The sequence below is a fragment of the Candidatus Skiveiella danica genome, assembly GCF_022705245.1.
GTDB lineage: Bacteria > Pseudomonadota > Gammaproteobacteria > Burkholderiales > Burkholderiaceae_C > Skiveiella > Skiveiella danica.
Genome location: NZ_JAKJEW010000015.1, coordinates 1 through 15,569, shown reverse-complemented (window position 1 = coordinate 15,569; position 15,569 = coordinate 1). Strand labels below are relative to the sequence as shown.

Annotated in this window: 15 protein-coding genes and 1 pseudogene; 10 read left to right on the top strand and 6 right to left on the bottom strand. The window is 64.0% G+C overall.

Annotated elements, in window-relative coordinates:
• The first annotated feature begins 159 nt into the window (after positions 1–159).
• Positions 160–456 carry an SCP2 sterol-binding domain-containing protein gene (locus tag ACMUOY_RS10195; RefSeq protein WP_413892610.1) on the top strand — a complete coding sequence of 99 codons (297 nt, stop codon included), beginning with the start codon at positions 160–162 and terminating at the stop codon, positions 454–456.
• Positions 457–478: 22 nt separating this feature from the next.
• Positions 479–1,015, top strand: coding sequence for a MerR family transcriptional regulator (locus tag ACMUOY_RS10190; protein ID WP_413892609.1), 537 nt, complete (start codon positions 479–481; stop codon positions 1,013–1,015).
• Between the two features lie 12 nt (positions 1,016–1,027).
• Here ACMUOY_RS10190 and ACMUOY_RS10185 read toward each other — a convergent pair whose 3' ends face one another.
• Positions 1,028–1,846, bottom strand: a complete 819-nt coding sequence (locus ACMUOY_RS10185; protein ID WP_413892608.1) for a hypothetical protein — start codon at positions 1,844–1,846, stop codon at positions 1,028–1,030.
• Between the two features lie 193 nt (positions 1,847–2,039).
• Between ACMUOY_RS10185 and ACMUOY_RS10180 the strand changes: the two genes are divergently transcribed.
• The gene (locus ACMUOY_RS10180; protein ID WP_413892607.1) at positions 2,040–2,939 is read left to right on the top strand and encodes a cation transporter; all 900 of its coding nucleotides are present in this window, start codon (positions 2,040–2,042) and stop codon (positions 2,937–2,939) included.
• 154 nt (positions 2,940–3,093) lie between these two features.
• Here ACMUOY_RS10180 and ACMUOY_RS10175 read toward each other — a convergent pair whose 3' ends face one another.
• Positions 3,094–4,734, bottom strand: a complete 1,641-nt coding sequence (locus tag ACMUOY_RS10175; protein ID WP_413892606.1) for a 4-hydroxyphenylacetate 3-hydroxylase family protein — start codon at positions 4,732–4,734, stop codon at positions 3,094–3,096.
• 164 nt (positions 4,735–4,898) lie between these two features.
• On the opposite strand from ACMUOY_RS10175, the gene ACMUOY_RS10170 reads away from it, so the two are divergent.
• The 3 genes from ACMUOY_RS10170 (at position 4,899) to ACMUOY_RS10160 (ending at position 8,486) form a co-directional block, all read left to right on the top strand.
• Complete coding sequence (locus ACMUOY_RS10170) at positions 4,899–5,657, top strand: TetR/AcrR family transcriptional regulator (RefSeq protein WP_413892605.1); 759 nt, start codon at positions 4,899–4,901, stop codon at positions 5,655–5,657.
• Positions 5,658–5,761: 104 nt separating this feature from the next.
• Positions 5,762–6,358 (top strand): isochorismatase family protein, encoded by a 597-nt coding sequence (locus tag ACMUOY_RS10165; protein WP_413892604.1) that lies wholly within the window; start codon positions 5,762–5,764, stop codon positions 6,356–6,358.
• Positions 6,359–6,554: 196 nt separating this feature from the next.
• Positions 6,555–8,486, top strand: a complete 1,932-nt coding sequence (locus ACMUOY_RS10160; protein WP_413892675.1) for a propionate--CoA ligase — start codon at positions 6,555–6,557, stop codon at positions 8,484–8,486.
• Positions 8,487–8,782: 296 nt separating this feature from the next.
• Here the strand turns inward: ACMUOY_RS10160 and ACMUOY_RS10155 are convergent.
• Both ACMUOY_RS10155 and mobB read right to left on the bottom strand, forming a co-directional pair.
• Positions 8,783–9,061, bottom strand: a pseudogene (locus ACMUOY_RS10155) (DUF2784 domain-containing protein); the annotation flags it as partial.
• Positions 9,062–9,137: 76 nt separating this feature from the next.
• Positions 9,138–9,662, bottom strand: a complete 525-nt coding sequence (gene mobB / locus ACMUOY_RS10150; protein ID WP_413892603.1) for a molybdopterin-guanine dinucleotide biosynthesis protein B — start codon at positions 9,660–9,662, stop codon at positions 9,138–9,140.
• A gap of 169 nt (positions 9,663–9,831) precedes the next feature.
• On the opposite strand from mobB, the gene ACMUOY_RS10145 reads away from it, so the two are divergent.
• The 3 genes from ACMUOY_RS10145 (at position 9,832) to ACMUOY_RS10135 (ending at position 13,938) form a co-directional block, all read left to right on the top strand.
• Positions 9,832–12,390 carry a molybdopterin-dependent oxidoreductase gene (locus tag ACMUOY_RS10145; protein ID WP_413892602.1) on the top strand — a complete coding sequence of 853 codons (2,559 nt, stop codon included), beginning with the start codon at positions 9,832–9,834 and terminating at the stop codon, positions 12,388–12,390.
• A 32-nt stretch (positions 12,391–12,422) separates the two neighbouring features.
• On the top strand, positions 12,423–13,238 hold the full coding sequence (locus ACMUOY_RS10140; protein WP_413892601.1) for a 4Fe-4S dicluster domain-containing protein: 816 nt from the start codon (positions 12,423–12,425) through the stop codon (positions 13,236–13,238).
• A gap of 64 nt (positions 13,239–13,302) precedes the next feature.
• Entirely contained in the window at positions 13,303–13,938 is a 636-nt protein-coding gene (locus tag ACMUOY_RS10135; protein ID WP_413892600.1) for a molecular chaperone, read from the top strand.
• Between the two features lie 39 nt (positions 13,939–13,977).
• On the opposite strand, the gene ACMUOY_RS10130 is transcribed toward ACMUOY_RS10135, so the two are convergent.
• Complete coding sequence (locus ACMUOY_RS10130; protein ID WP_413892599.1) at positions 13,978–14,634, bottom strand: c-type cytochrome; 657 nt, start codon at positions 14,632–14,634, stop codon at positions 13,978–13,980.
• A gap of 97 nt (positions 14,635–14,731) precedes the next feature.
• On the opposite strand from ACMUOY_RS10130, the gene ACMUOY_RS10125 reads away from it, so the two are divergent.
• The gene (locus ACMUOY_RS10125) at positions 14,732–15,262 is read left to right on the top strand and encodes a sigma-70 family RNA polymerase sigma factor (protein ID WP_413892598.1); all 531 of its coding nucleotides are present in this window, start codon (positions 14,732–14,734) and stop codon (positions 15,260–15,262) included.
• A gap of 76 nt (positions 15,263–15,338) precedes the next feature.
• Here the strand turns inward: ACMUOY_RS10125 and ACMUOY_RS10120 are convergent.
• On the bottom strand, positions 15,339–15,569 hold a 231-nt coding region (locus ACMUOY_RS10120; RefSeq protein WP_413892597.1), incomplete at its 5' end, for an IS30 family transposase.

The window sequence follows — 15,569 nt, the reverse complement described above, 5'->3', positions numbered from 1 at the left end:
GATCCTCTGAATGGCTCCGCATTAGACCGTGATGTGACGTTAACGTCAACTTAATGTCGTATAGGTATTTTCCCTATGCGGTTGGTTAGGTCGCGCTGGTAGCATGCGGGCGCTGCCTGTTACGGGCACTGTCCATCTGTACGACCCACGAGGAAAACCATGAACCTTGAAGCCTGCACCGAAGCCATTCGCACCAAAGTCGGAGCCGACAGCGGCCTGGCCGCCACCCTGAAGTTCGACTGCGGGGATGACGGTTTCGTCTATATCGACGGCCAGTCCACCCCGAACTCGGTAAGCAATGAGAATCGCGACGCCGACTGCACCGTGGGCATCAAGCTGGAAGACCTGAACGCCCTGCTGACGGGTGACCTCGAGCCCGCCACGGGATTCATGATGGGCAAGCTCAAAGTCAGTGGTGACATGAGCGTGGCCATGCGTCTGCAGCGCGTCATCTGATCGCCTTCGCCGATCCCACCGAATGAACGCGCCAGCGCCAGACACCCCTGCGGCCACCGGCGGCGGCCGCCGCGTGCGCGCGGCGAACGCAGCGCTGGCCACCGATGCGCAGGCTTTTGTCGATTCCCATCGCGAGATGGGCACGACGGAGCTGTTCGGCATCACCGAGCTGTGCAAGGAATTCGGCATTACGTTGCGAGCCCTGCGTTTCTACGAAGACAAAGGGCTGCTGGCACCGCGCCGGGTCAATGGCGCGCGCGTCTACACACGGCGGGATCGGGCGCGGCTGGCCCTGATCATCCGCGCCAAGAACATCGGCTCTTCGCTGGCGGACATCAAGCGCTACCTCGATCTGTACGGGGATCAGGGCGAAGGCCGCTCGCAGCAGCTCGACTACGTCATTGCGCGCACCGATGCCGCCATTGCCGAACTGGAGCAAAAGCGCGCCGAGATCGAAAAGACGCTGGCAGAACTGCGGGTGATCAACGCCACCTGTCGCGGGCATCTGGAAGCGCGTCGCGCAACGGCAGGCAAGCGCCTGGAAGACGGCGTCAACTGACGCGGTCTGCCCTTAGCGGAAGCGCCAGGTCAGGCCGGCGGTTGCCGCGAGTGCGCGGGTTCGCGGGTTCTGGTTGTCCGCGGTCTGAATCACGCCCAAGGCCAGATCCAGATCATCGTTGGGCGACCAGATCGCGCCCAGTTCCACAAAGCCCGTGCGCACGCGCTGTTCGCTGGACCGCACCCATTGCGCGCCCAGGTCCAGCGCCAGCCTCCACTGGGGGGTCAACTGCCACACGGGTGCAGCGGAGAGGCGCATCGGGGTCGAGTCGGGGCTGTTGCCGGAAGCGCGATAACGCAGGCGCCCCGCGCTTGCATTGACATGGATCGCGCCGAATGGCAGGTCCTGGCTCAGGATGAAGGTCAGGTTTCCCCCCATGCTGGCGCTGCCCAGACCCGCTGTTTCCGCGCTGTTGCTGACCGGCATCAGGAATTCGAGCTTTGCCGCAGCGCTGGTTCCTTCGGCGGTGGCGTCCAGAAACCGCCATTTACCGCCGAGTGTCGGATTGCCCGCGCCACGAGCCTCATGCTGGCCGCCGCCTGTGTGCAGATGCACGTAGACACCGCCGGCATAGAGATCGACGGTTTCGGCAACACCTCGCGTATAGACCGCCGCCAGGCTGCCAGACCGGTCACTGACGCCGCGGGTCGTGATGCGCGACTGGTTCAGCGACACCTCCAGCTGGTTGCCTCCGCTGCCTTGCGTGCTGGTGTCGTCGGTAATCAGCGGCTGAAGGGCTACCGCCTGGGTTGCGAACAGGGCCGCAGCCAGAACGAAGGTGTGGGCCAGGACGTTTCGTGGCCGTGGAACAGAGGCGGACGGTATTGGCAACACGGGCTTGGCGATGATTGACGGATGGTCGGTCCACTATAACGAGAGCCGTTCTCACCAAGTCCCGCCGGTGTCACATTGAATGGGGTCCCGCGCAGAAGGTCGCGATCGACCCGTTGGGTCCTGTCAAGATGGCCAGTTGCAGAGGATGGGAAAATGAATGTCGATTGGGTTCCTTTGACGGCATTTCGAAATGAGTGACAAGAACGAATGTTCCTGCAGCCGTGGTTGTGGGGCCAACCCCGTCGAGGGACTTGACCCGGTAGCGGCCTCAGAACGCCCGCTGAGCAACGAGCAACAGTGGTTCCGTTCCCGTTTTCGCATTCCGGGAATGGACTGCCCTTCAGAAGAGCAGATGATCCGTCTGCGCCTGGCCGACGTGCCTGTCCGTTTCATGGTTTTCGACATTCCGGGCCGAACCCTGGTTGTCGGCCACGCCGGTGACGTCAAGCAGGTGATCGAGCGACTGGTTCCGCTGGGCTATGGCGCGGCATTGATGGAGTCCCAGCCACTCTCAGCGGACACGGTGATCCCGCCAACGGATGCCGCAGCGGAAGCCAGGGTGCTTCGGCTGTTGCTGGGGATCAATGCGCTGATGTTTCTTGTCGAAATGGTTGCGGGCTTCTGGGCGGACTCCGCGGCACTGATCGCCGATGCGGCGGACATGCTTGCCGACGCTGCGGTGTATGGCGTTGCGCTGTATGCCGTGGGGCGGGACCCCAGGCATAAGCTGCGGTCCGCACGAATCTCCGGGTTATTGCAGCTTGTTCTTGCTGTCGGCGCATTGTCTGAAACGGGGCGAAGGGTGCTTACCGGAAGTTCCCCGGACGAATTGGCGATGATTGGAATCTCCGTACTTGCGCTGGCAGCCAATGTCTGGTGCCTGTCCCTGATTTCCGGTCATCGGGACAAGGGCGTCCATATGCGCGCCAGTTACATCTTTTCTGCAAACGATGTGTTGGCCAACCTGGGTGTGATTCTGGCCGGTGTGCTGGTCACTTGGAGCGGGAGTCCTCTTCCCGACTGGATCATCGGAGGCCTGATCGGGACGATGGTTCTCATCGGGTCCATCCGCATCTTGAGATTGCGCTGAATCTGAAGGCCAATTCAGTTGAAAGGATCGACCGTGAAGACATCAAGACGCTTGGACTTCACCGCTGAGTGAATCAGCCGGAAGCAGATCGAACGTGCGGGTGAAGTCCATCGGGCACACGCGGTGCGTGACTCCGGCTCGTGCGGCCCCCGAATCAAAGGGTTGAACCGGGCTCGCTGCGCGAGGGAAGTGTTTGCTCCAGAGTGGGCAAGTCCACCATGACGGGCGCGCCGGGCACGGTGCAACCCGTGTCGCAGCATTTGCCGGGCTGGCGGTTGCGTGTGATGGCACGCGCCGGGTCGTGTGGGGCGGCGGCCGGCGTGCCGTCGGCGGCGACGCCACGCTGCAGCAGGCGCTCCACCAGTTCCACCTTCGAGCCGATGGGGTAATTGCGGTAAATCTCCTGCTTCATGGCGGCGGGTGAGCCGCCGCCGTGCAGGCTGATCACGCTGTACCAGCCGCCCTGGTAGCCGGCGGTGAGGTCTTCGATGAAGCGGGCGGTCTGAATGCGCTGCTCGTAGGGCACGTCCGGGCTGGCGCGCAACACGTCCGAGAGCTTCGCAGCCGTCTCGGGGTTATGGTCTTCGTCCGGCCCGGGCAGGGTGACGATCAGGCCGCCGCTCACGTAGTGCGCGATGCGGTGCATGTCGTAGATCTTGGTGGCCAGCAGCAGCTTGCCGATGTTGGAGAACACCGGGTCGGGCATGAAGCTGTGGCTGTGCTCGTCGGGCTTGGCGTAGACGCTGGCGGCCACGCCGCAGGCAAAGAAGCTCTCGGTGATGGTGATGAGCTCGACCATCTGCTCGCGCAGGTGGGTTTCTTTTCCCGGATCAAAGCCGTTGGCCTCGCACATCAGCGCGCCGGCCCCGATCAGCAGGTCGCCAAAACCGGCGCGTGCGCCAATGCAGGTGTGGCGGTGGTGCGTGGCGTAGCTGTAGGTCAGGTGGCCCGAATGCTCCCATTCGCCGGCATAGAACACGTCGTCCATGGGCACGAAGACGCGCTCGAAGAGGCACACGCCGGTGCTCTGGCCGTATTTGCGGCTGAACAGGGCGTCGCCGTGCTCCAGCGTCTCGCCGGGGCGCCCGGCGGGGCGGGCGACGATGGTCAGGCCGGGTGCGTCAATCGGCACGGCGCAGCAGACGGCGAAGTCGGCGTCTTCACGGCCCATATTGCGGCAGGGCATGACCAGCAACTCATGCATGTAGGGCGCACCGGTGACGATGGCCTTGGTGCCGCTGATCACGATGCCGCGCCGGCCGTTGTGCATCGCGTTGCGCTCGACGATGTGCACGTAGCTGTCCGGGTTGTTTTGCTCGAAGGGGCGGCGGCTGCGGTCGCCCTTGGCGTCGGTCATGGCCACGCCCAGCGTCAGGTCCTGGTCCTGCACGCGGTGCAGGTAGTTCAGGAAGCGTGCGGTGTGCTCCGTGGTGCCGCGCGCGTCGTCGATGCGGGCGCTGACCTGGCCGATGGCGTTCAGCGCGTCGTGCGTCAGGTAGCGCTGGGCGCAGCCGGTTTCCTGGCACACCAGGCGCACGGCTTCGAGCTTGTTGAGCAGGTCGCCGCTGCTCATGTTGATGTGCGACAGCCGGTTCACCACCTTGCCGCTGGTGTGCTGCACGGCCGTCATCAGCCGGGCGTATTCCGGCTTGAGCGCGTAGTCGTAGGTCAGGGCGATGGCGTTGAGGCCGGGCTGGAAGGCGCGCTCATCGGCCACGCTGTCCACGCGCCAGCCGTCGACAAAGACCCGCGGCCTGTAGCGGCGCAGCGATTCGCGGTAGTCCGCGCCGGACATCAAGGGGTGGGTTGTAACTGGGTGTTTCACAAATTCGCCTTTGCTGAATCGACTGAAAGCGAGACAACGAAATGTCTTTGAATCAATGATTTGAACAGTGTTCAAAATACATTGCAACGTTCAATGTGATTAATGCCGGCCAGAGGTTGGCTATCATGGCCAACATGAGTGTCCTCCTGCATGACATCGTTCCGCTGCCCAGCGACGCTGATCGCGCTGAGGCGGCCTTGCAGTTGCAGCAACGCCAGCAGCGACAGCAGACCCTGACCGATGCGCGCCGGGCGCTCGTGCTCGACGCGGCACGTGCCGTGTTTGCCGAGCATGGCCTTGAGGGCGCCAGCATTCGTGTGATTGCCAAGCGCGCCGGCTACACGGCTGGGGCCATCTATTCCTATTTCGACAGCAAGGAGGCGATCTATGCCGCCTTGCTGCGGGAGTCGCTGGAGCGGCTCCAGCAGGCGGTGGACGCGGCGCGCGTCAGCCGGGCCAGGCCCGACCGGTCGCTTGCGGCCCGGGCCAGTGCCTGGTTTCACTTCTACGCCCGCAATCCGCGCGACCTCGATCTGGGCTTCTATCTGGTCCAGGGGCTGGCGCCGCGCGGCCTGAGCAGCGAGCTCGATCGCGAACTCAATCAGCGGCTCCTGGCGGCCCTGCAGCCCTGCAAGGACGCCCTGCTGGCGTTGGGTCTGGACGAGGCAATGGCCCAGGTTGAGAACACCGCACTGTTTGCCCACGGCATCGGTCTGCTCTTGCTGCAGCATACCGGTCGCATCCGTCTGTTCGCTCAGGATGCCGAACCCCTTTTCCAGCGCTATCTGCAGCATCTGCTGCTGCGGCTGGATCCGCAGGGTGCGGCGGCCCGGGTCGAAGGGCCGTTCGAGCCGGTGGCGCCCGACAGCCAGCCGGATCTGTTCGGCCCCTGACCGGCGATGGGTCGCAAAGGCGCGCCTGGGCAGTGCTCGTGCCTGGTCCAGACTGCGACAATGCGGCCGTTGCCTTCACAGGCTGATCTATTGAGGAAATTGCCATGTTGCTCGAAGCCGCTGAATCCCAACTTGTGCTGGTGGACTACCAGGCCCGCCTGATGCCGGCCCTGTTCGAAAGCGAAGCGGTGCTCGCCAATGCCCTGCGCCTGGCGCAGCTGGCCCGCCTGATGCGCGTGCCGGTCTGGGGCACCGAGCAGAATCCCTCCAAGCTGGGCGAAAACGCGCCGGTGCTGCGCGCTTTGTGCGATCGCACGCTGGCCAAGATGCACTTCAGCGCGGTGGAGGAGGGCCTGGGCGAGTGGTTGCGCCCGCCGGCCAAGGCGCCGCAGGGCAATGCGCGCAGCCTGCCCAAGCACCTGCAGAAGCCGGCCGAGCCCGAGCGCGCCATGATCGTCATCGGCGGTTGCGAGGCCCATGTGTGCCTGCTGCAGACCGCGCTGGACCTGCTGGAGGACGAGTTCGACGTGTGGGTGGTGACCGATGCCTGCACATCCCGCACCGAGCGCAACCGCGATGCCGCGTTCGACCGTCTGGCCGGCGCCGGCGCTGAACTGGTGACCACCGAGATGGTGGCTTTCGAGTGGCTTCGCACGGCCGAGCACCCCGACTTCAAGGCGGCGCAGGCGCTGATCAAGTAAGGCGTGATGCGGCGGCGAGGCTGGCGCGGTTCTTCGAACGCGCAACGCGGGATCTGAGTTTCTCAACAAGCGCAAGCGCGCATCGGAGCGGTGATGCGGTGCGGGAGGCAGGGTGCTTTGCGTCAGAATCCAGCAAGCCCATCATGAATAATTATGAATTCAGAAGCGAGGCGGGGTGCCGTTGTAGGGTCGGCCCATCCGCTTTTATTGGTCGGGTAACGAGGAGACACGCATGACGAACTACGCAGACTTTCACCGCCGTTCCATTGAAGACCGTGAAGGCTTCTGGTCCGAACAGGCCAAACTGGTGGACTGGCAGACGCCGCCGCAGCAGGTTTGCGACTACAGCAACCCGCCGTTTGCCAAATGGTTCGTTGGCGGCACCACCAACCTGTGCCACAACGCGGTGGACCGCCACCTGAAAGACCGCGCCGACCAGGCCGCGCTGATCTTCGTCTCCACCGAAACCAACCAGGAAAAGGTCTACACCTTCCGCGAACTGCACACCGAGGTGCAGCGCATGGCTGCCGTGTTGAAGGATCTGGGCGTGCAGAAGGGCGACCGCGTCCTGATCTACATGCCGATGATCCCCGAAGCCGCCTTTGCGATGCTGGCCTGCACCCGGTTGGGCGCCATCCATTCGGTGGTGTTCGGCGGCTTTGCCTCCGGCGCGCTGGCTTCGCGCATCGAGGATTCGGCGCCCCGCGTCATCGTCAGCGCCGATGGCGGCCTGCGCGGTGGCAAGGCGGTGGAATACAAGCCGCTGCTGGATGAAGCCATCCGCCTCTCGGCGCACAAGCCGGAATCCGTGCTGCTGGTCGATCGCCAAGTCGCGCCCATGCCCCTGGTTGAAGGTCGAGACCGCCTGTGGGGGCCGCTGCGCGAGAAACACCTGAACACCTCTGTGCCGTGTGAGTGGGTCGATGCCACGCACCCCAGCTACACGCTCTACACCTCGGGCACGACGGGCAAGCCCAAGGGCGTGCAGCGCGACACCGGTGGCTACGCCGTGGCGCTGGCCGCGTCGATGAAGCACATCTACTGCGGCAACCCGGGCGAAACCTACTTCTCCACCTCCGATATCGGCTGGGTGGTGGGCCACAGCTACATCATCTACGGCCCGCTGATCGCCGGCATGGCGACCATCATGTACGAAGGCCTGCCGATCCGACCGGACGGCGGCATCTGGTGGAGCCTGGTCGAGAAGTACAAGGTCACCGTGATGTTCAGCGCGCCCACGGCCATCCGCGTGCTCAAGAAGCAAGACCCGGCGCTGCTCTCCAAATACGACCTGTCCACGCTGCGCGCGCTGTTCCTGGCCGGCGAGCCGCTGGACGAGCCCACGGCGCAGTGGATCAGCGCCGGCCTGGGCAAGCCCATCATCGACAACTACTGGCAGACCGAGACCGGTTGGCCCATCCTGAGCATCTGCAAGGGTGTGGACGATGCGGCCAGCAAGTTCGGCTCGCCGGGCAAGCCGGTGTACGGCTACGACGTCAAGCTGCTCGACGACCAGACCGGTGAGGAACTCGCCGGCGGCGACGTCAAGGGCGTGGTCTGCGTCGAAGGCCCGCTGCCCCCGGGCTGCATGCAGACCGTCTGGCGCGACGACGCCCGCTTTGTCAGCACCTACTGGAAACAGTTGTCCGGCAAGTGGGTCTACTCCACCTTCGACTGGGGCGTGCGCGACAAGGACGGCTATTACTTCATCCTGGGCCGCACCGACGACGTGATCAACGTCGCCGGCCACCGCCTGGGCACCCGCGAGATCGAGGAGAGCATCGCCGGCCACCCGAACATTGCCGAAGTGGCCGTGGTGGGCGTGGCCGACCAGCTCAAGGGCCAGGTGGCCATGGCCTTTGCCGTGGTCAAGGACGCCAGCCAGCTGACCGATGAGGCCGCCGCGCTGAAGCTCGAAGGCGAGATCATGAAGCTGGTGGACCGCGACCTCGGCGCCGTGGCGCGTCCGGCCCGCGTGCGTTTCGTCACCGTGCTGCCCAAGACGCGCAGCGGCAAGGTGCTGCGCCGCGCCATCCAGGCCGTCTGCGAAAGCCGCGACACCGGCGACCTGACCACCATGGACGATCCGGCCGCGCTGCAGCAGATCAGGGACCTTGTGACGGGCTGATCGCCGCCAACGGTCCATTGAATGAAAAAGCCCCGCCACCTATCGGTCGCGGGGCTTTTTTCTTGCGTCAATAGTGATAGCAAACTATGACCATTTGACGCTGGGAAGTGGCCAAAAAAACTCAAAAATCCGGTGAAATACCCGCCGCAGCCCTCACGGCCCCGGCTTTCTGCGTTCCGGCGGGTATCGCCACCAGACCCCCGCCACCAGCAGGCCGAACAGCGAGTAAGCCGTGACAAAGACCCACGCGGGAGCCTGTAGAACAGGATGCGCTGCACCCAGTGCGCGATGAATCCATCGTGGTAGGGCGCCGAGCCTGCCAGCGCGCGCAGCCACGATTCCAGCGTCGTCAGCGGGCAGGTAATGCCGAGCCAGGCCTGCCCCACGACCACCGCGATGGCGGCCAGGTGCGCGGCCCGAAACCACCACCGGTTGACCCACCGCCAGCCCAGCCGGTTGCCGGCCAGAATGAGCAGCAACCCGCCCACGTTGAACAACACGATGGCCAGGTGCGCCAGCAGCACCGCATCGGCCAGCAGTGCAGCCAATGGTGGCGAGGGCAGTGTGGTGGTCATACGGGCGTGGACGAACCCTCATCGGCATCCGGAAACACAAAGAAACTGGATTCTCTTGCTTCAACGGCCGTGCGGTTCAGCGCGGGGCGGCCTGTGCGAGCACGAAGTCAGCGATCGGTGCAGTCGCTGACAGGTCGAAACGCGCCAGGCCCGGCGCCGTGGCTGCGATCGGCTGCGCAACAGGCAAGGGTGTGTCGCTGGCCACCGCCACAATGCCCGGCCACTCGGGCCACAGCGGGGGCTTGCCAAGTGACGCGCGCCAGACTTCCAGCTTCGGAAAGTCGCCGTTCTTGAAACCTTCGATCAGCACCAGGTCGCACGCCTGCAGGCGGTCCAGCAGGTAGTCCAGCGGCGGCTCCTCGGCGCCGCGCAATTCATGCATCAGCGCCCAGCGGTCGTTGCCCAGCAGCAGCACCTCCATGCAGCCGGCCTCGCGCAGGCGAAACGAGTCCTTGCCCGGCCGGTCGATGTCGACCTGCTTCTTGTGGCTGTGCTTGATCAGCGACACCACCAGGCCGTGCCCGGTGATTTCGGGCACCAGCCGCTCCAGCAGCGTGGTCTTGCCCATGCCGGAATGCCCGGCGATACCGAAGATTTTCACGGTTCGTAGAGAGGGAAAAGCCGCTCACGATGCATGCGGGAGCGAGTCGGTACAGGGGGGGGTAAAAACCAAAAAGCCGTTGATTTGTATCAATGACGCATTTTGTCAGAGGGGGAAAGTTCAGCCCATCGCAAACGCGACGAATCCAAATTCCCACCAGGAGCATGGCATGAGACTGACAAGACGAACTTTCATCATGGCGTCGGGCATTTCCGCCGGGGCGCTGATGACCGGTTGCGCGGGCATGGCGCAGGCGCCGCTGCACAGCGCGTTGATCCCGCGCAAGGCCAAACCCAGCAGCCCTGCCACAGGGGATTGGGTGGCCAGCACCTGCCAGGGCTGTACCCAGTGGTGCGCGGTTCAGATCTACGTCCAGAACGGTCGGGCCACCCGGGTGCGCGGCAACCCCTTGTCCAAGACGAACCACGGCTATTGCTGCCCGCGCGGTCACCTGATTCCGCAGCAGATGTACGACCCGGACCGCATCAAGGTGCCGATGAAGCGGACCAATCCGGCCAAGGGTCGCGGCATCGATCCGAAGTTCGTGCCCATCACCTGGGACGAAGCGCTCAACATCGTGGCCGACAAGATGATGGAACTACGCAAGGCCGGTGAACCCGAAAAACTCGTCTACATGCGGGGCCGGTATTCACCAACCTCGACGGATCTGCTGTACGGCACATTGCCAAAGATCTTCGGCACCGGTCAGTATTTCTCGCACAGCGCGATCTGCGCCGAGGCCGAAAAAATGGGCCCGGGCCTGACGCAGGGCTTCTTCGGCTACCGCGACTACGACCTGAGCAAGGCCGATTGCCTGGTGTGCTGGGGCACGGACCCGCTGGCGTCCAACCGCATGGTACCCAACGTGATGAACCAGTTCCCGGCCATCGTGAAGCGCGGCACTGTGATTGCTGTCGATCCGCGGCTGTCCAACGTGGCCGCCAAGGCGCACGAATGGCTGCCGATCAGCCCCGGCACCGATGGCGCGCTGGCGGGTGCCATCGCCCATGTGCTGCTGACCGAGGGCCTGTGGAACAAGGAGTTTGTCGGTGATTTCAAGGATGGCAAGAACCAGTTCGTGGCCGGCAAGGCCGTGGACGAGGCGGCCTTTGCGGAGAAGGAAACCTTCGGCTTGGTGAAGTGGTGGAACCTGGAACTGAAGGACCAGACACCCGCTTGGGGCGAAAAGGAATCCCTGATCCCCGCCGCGCAGATCGTGCGGGTGGCCCGTGCCATGGGCAAAGCCGCGCCGAAGACCGTGGTGTACATGGGCCCCGGCGTGGCCATGACCCCGCGCGGCACCTACGCCGCCATGGCGGTGTACGCCCTCAACGGTCTGCTCGGCTCGATCGACGTGGAAGGCGGCGTGTGGCAAAGCCCCAGCGGCCCGCCTTTGGCAGCTTTCCCCAAGGCCGACGCCTATGTGGACGACATCGCGAAAAAGGGCAGTACCGGCAAGAAGCTCGACGGTCGCGGTGCCAAGGACATGCCCGCCATGATGAATGCCCGTCCTGGCAGCGGCGTGGTCACCAACAACGTGGCAAACGGCATGTTGAAAGACCCCGGAGCCTGCAAGGTGTTCATCTCGTCCTGGTCCAACTTCGCCTTCTCGTGCACCGGCGCGGACCGCTGGGAGAAGGCCCTGGCCAAGGTGCCGTTCTTTGTGCACATGGTGCCGAACGCCTCGGAGATGACGATGTTTGCCGACATCGTGCTGCCCTCGACTTTCAACTCGGCCGAAGGCTGGTCCATCGTCACCAACATGGGCAACGGCTACGCCTACGCGTCGATCCAGCAAGGTGCGGTGAAACGCCTGTGGGACGTCAAGCAGGAAGAGACCGAAGTGATGTGGCTGCTGGCCGAAAAACTCAAGGCCAAAGGTTTTGCCAACCTGTTCGACTATTACTCGAAAGAGTTCAAGGACCCCGAGACCGGCAAGGCGCCCACCACCGCACTGGAGTTCAGCGAGATTGCCGCCAAGATGACGAGCGCGCCGATCTGGAAGGCGAAGGAACCGCTCAAGGGCGATGCGCCGATCAATGGCTGGGCTGACTTCAGGAAGAAGGGCATGTTCAGCGGCCCGAAGTACACGCTGAAAAAGGGCTGGGGCGGCAAGTTCGCCACAGTCACCAAGAGATTCGAGTTCTACAGCGAGACGCTCAAGAAAGGCCTGCTTGAACACGCCAAGAAATACGAGACCACGCCCGACGACATCCTGGCGGTCAGCGGCTACGTGGCGCGCGGCGAGGTGGCCTTTGTGCCGCATTACGAGACGGTCAAGCGCCACGGCAGCGTCGGGGACTATCCATTCGCCTTCATCGACTACAAGTCCCGCCTGAACCGTGAGGGCCGTTCGCAGAACACGCCCTGGTACCAGGAGTTCAAGAAGGTTGATCCCGGCGATGTGTCCTGGACCGACGTGGTCAAGATGAACCCGGTCGATGGCGCCAAGCTGGGCCTCAAGAGTGGCGACACGGTCAAGATCACTTCGGTGAGCGGCACGATTTCGTGCGAGCTCAAGCTGTGGGAGGGCGTGCGCCCCGGCACCGTGGCCAAGTGCTACGGCCAGGGCCATTGGGCCTATGGCCGCGTGGCGGCCAAAGACTTTGCGAAAGCCATTCCCCGGGGTGGCAACAACAACGAAATCCTGGTCGATGACTACGACCGGCTGAGTGGTGCGACCGCCCGCAACGGCGGCTTCACCGGTGTTCGGATCCAGAAGGCCTGAACGCCCATCACCCACTCAAGGAGAAAGACATCATGACAAGACTTGGTATGGTCATTGACCTCGCAAAATGCAATGGTTGCGGCGCCTGCGCCTTCGCCTGCAAGGCTGAGAACAACACCCGTGACCGCGGTCACGAGCAGAGTTTCAACTGGGCTGACTTCCTGATGAAGACCGAGGGCATCTTCCCGAAAACCACGCATAGTGTGATCCCGGTGCTGTGCAACCACTGCTCGGATGCGCCCTGCGTCAAGATCTGCCCGGGCAACCCGGAGAAGGCTGGCAACCCCACCAAGGATCCGAATGGAAAGCCCTGGAAGGCGATGTACAAGACGCCCGAAGGCATCACCCTGCACGACCCGGCGCTGTGCGTCGGTTGCGGCGACTGCCAGAAGGCCTGCCCCTACAGCCAGGAGAAGCTCGGCCCGAGCAGCCTGGACGGCGGCTCTTACAGCGTGATCAGCCTGAACCCTGCGGACGAGAACCCGCAGCCGCGCTGGGCCGACAAGACTTCCGCCATCCCCGGCTGCACCGCCTCGGGCGCCGAAATCGCGGCCCTGGCCGGCGCCATGCCGCCCATGCTCAACGCCTGGAAAGGTGGCGATCTGCAGCCCGTGCGATCGGACGACGTGGTTGAAAAATGCACCTTCTGCTACCACCGCGTGATGAACGGCCTGCAACCCGCCTGCGTGGACGCCTGCCCGGCCCAGGCCCGCATCTTCGGTGACCAGGAAGACCCGGCCAGCCAGGTCTCGATGCTCCTGAAGAACGAAAAGTCTTTCCGGCTACAGGAAGACAAGGGCACCAAGCCCAACGTGCATTACATTGGCAAATACAGCCCGCGCGCCTGAACGACACGGTGAATGGCACTTCGGGGGCCGGTCAGCCGGCCCCTTTTCCATTTAAGGAATGACTATGTCCGATTACGACCCCGACGAGGCCACTGCGCGGCAGGACCTGTGCCGCTTCCTGTCGGCCTGCTATTACGAGCCCGCGCCGGAATTTGCCGAGGAAAAGCTCTTTGACTCCATCGTGACGGCTGCCACGCGCCTTCACCCCGAGCTGGCCGCGACGGCGCGGCGGCTGCGCGGGGCCTTCGAGGCGCAGGATCTGCAGACTCTGCTGGTGGACTACACCCGGCTGTTTCTCGGCCCGATCGATGCGCTCGCCAAGCCCTACGGGTCCTGCTGGTTACCCGCCCAAGCGCCGGCTGAGGACAACCCGCCCCCGGCGGTGCTGGCGATCTACGGCGAGGGTGGTTTTGACATCGATGACGAGTTTCAGGAACTGCCGGATCACATCGCAGTGGAGCTGGAGTTCCTTTACCTGTTGGCGTTCACGCAGAACCAGGCGCGCCAGGCCGGCGACAGCGAAACGCTCGCCACCTTCGAACAACTGCAGCAGCGCTTCCTGGATGAGCACCTGGGTGCCTGGATCGGACCCTTTGCCGCCGCACTGCAGGCCGGTGCCGAGACCCCGTTCTACCGGGTACTGGCCACGCTGACCGAGCGCTTTGTGCGCCTGCAGACGGGCGCGCTGACGACCCACTGATCCGTCATCACGGCCGGCGGTCGTTCCGGCGACCGTTTGTCAGGGCTTGGGCGGCGCCATCTGGGACATGTAGTCCGACACGGCCTCAATCTCCGCCGGGGTGTAGGGCTTGACCACCTTGACCATCTCGGCGTTGGAGTTGCCCCGGCTGCCGTCGCGGATCGCGATCACCTCGCGCAACAGGTAGCGGTAGTGCTGCGCCGAGACCATGGGATAGAACTTGGCCGCATCGCCTTGGCCGCTGGCCCCATGGCATGCGGCGCAGTCCCGCTCATAAAGTTCCTTGCCTCGGGCCAGGTCGGTGCCTGGGCCCTTGCCGATACTTCCTTCGAACGGCAGCGCCTGCAGGTAGGCCGCAATGTCGACCAGGTGGGTCATGGTGAACGCCGGGTCCACGACAAAGGGCTGCATCGAGGGGTTGCTGCGCCGGCCCGCGCGGATGTCGAGCACCTGCTTGACGACGACGCTGGCGTGTTGGCCCGTCAGGCGCGGAATGGTGCCATCGCTGCGGCCCGACGCATTCTTCCGGTGACAACCCTCGCAAGTCGCAAATGCCTTCTTGCCACGCGCCGGGTCGCCGGGCGTTGCCAGCAGCGCGCGCAACTGTGCGTCGGGTTCAGGGTTTGTCGAGGTCTGCGCGCTTGCCATTGACATCAACAGCCCCGTCAGCGTGACTGTGATCAGGAGTGCGGGCATGGTCGTCAATCGAGATCTCCTCAGGGGTCAGGCGTTGCGGATTTGAGCGGAGAATGTATCTGAGTCTTCAAGCTGCCTGGATCTGAATGGACTTTCGATGAATTGCCTGACCACCGCCTGGAGCCAGCACGAGCCCGAGCTTCGCGGTTGGGCGCGCCACCGGTTGGCCAATGCCGCCGAGGTCGATGACCTGCTGCAGGACCTGTTTCTCAAGGCGCTGCGCCAAGGGGAGCGCTTCTGCTCGGTGCACAACGCCCGCGCCTGGCTGTTTGCGGTGGCGCGCAACACCCTGGCCGACCGCCTGCGCGTGGCGCGCGACACGGTGGAACTGCCCGCCGACCTGTGCGCCCCCGTTGACGAGGCCGACACGGTTGAAACGCTGACAGCCTGCCTTCCGCGTGTGCTCTCCGAACTGAGCCCTGAGGATCGTGAGGCCATTACCCAATGCGACCTGCAAGGCGTGTCGCAGGCCGAGTACGCCCGCCACGCGGGCCTGAGCTTGAGCGCAGCCAAGTCGCGCGTGCAGCGTGCCCGGTTGCGCCTGCGCCAACGCATGACGCTGGCCTGCCAGGTGCGCTTTGACGATGCTGGCCATGTGAGCGACTTTGTGCCGCGAGAGGCAGTCTGAAGGAACTTCTTGTTTGATAGCAAACTGTGACCATTCCACGCTGGGCGGTCTCAAATCCAAGTGCAACAGTGGGAGCTTACTGGATAGCCGGTGAGTCATTGGCCAGTTTTCCCAGATAAGCGCGATAGACCTCAATGGGCGAGGCCCATCCGAGGGTTTTACGAGGCCTGTTGTTGATCTCGTCGGCGATGGCATCGAGTTGCTCCTGACTGTAGCCAGACAGGTCGGTGCCCTTGGGCAGGTACTGACGCACCAGTCCGTTGGTGTTCTCGTTGGTGCCACGTTGCCAGGGACTGTGCGGATCGCA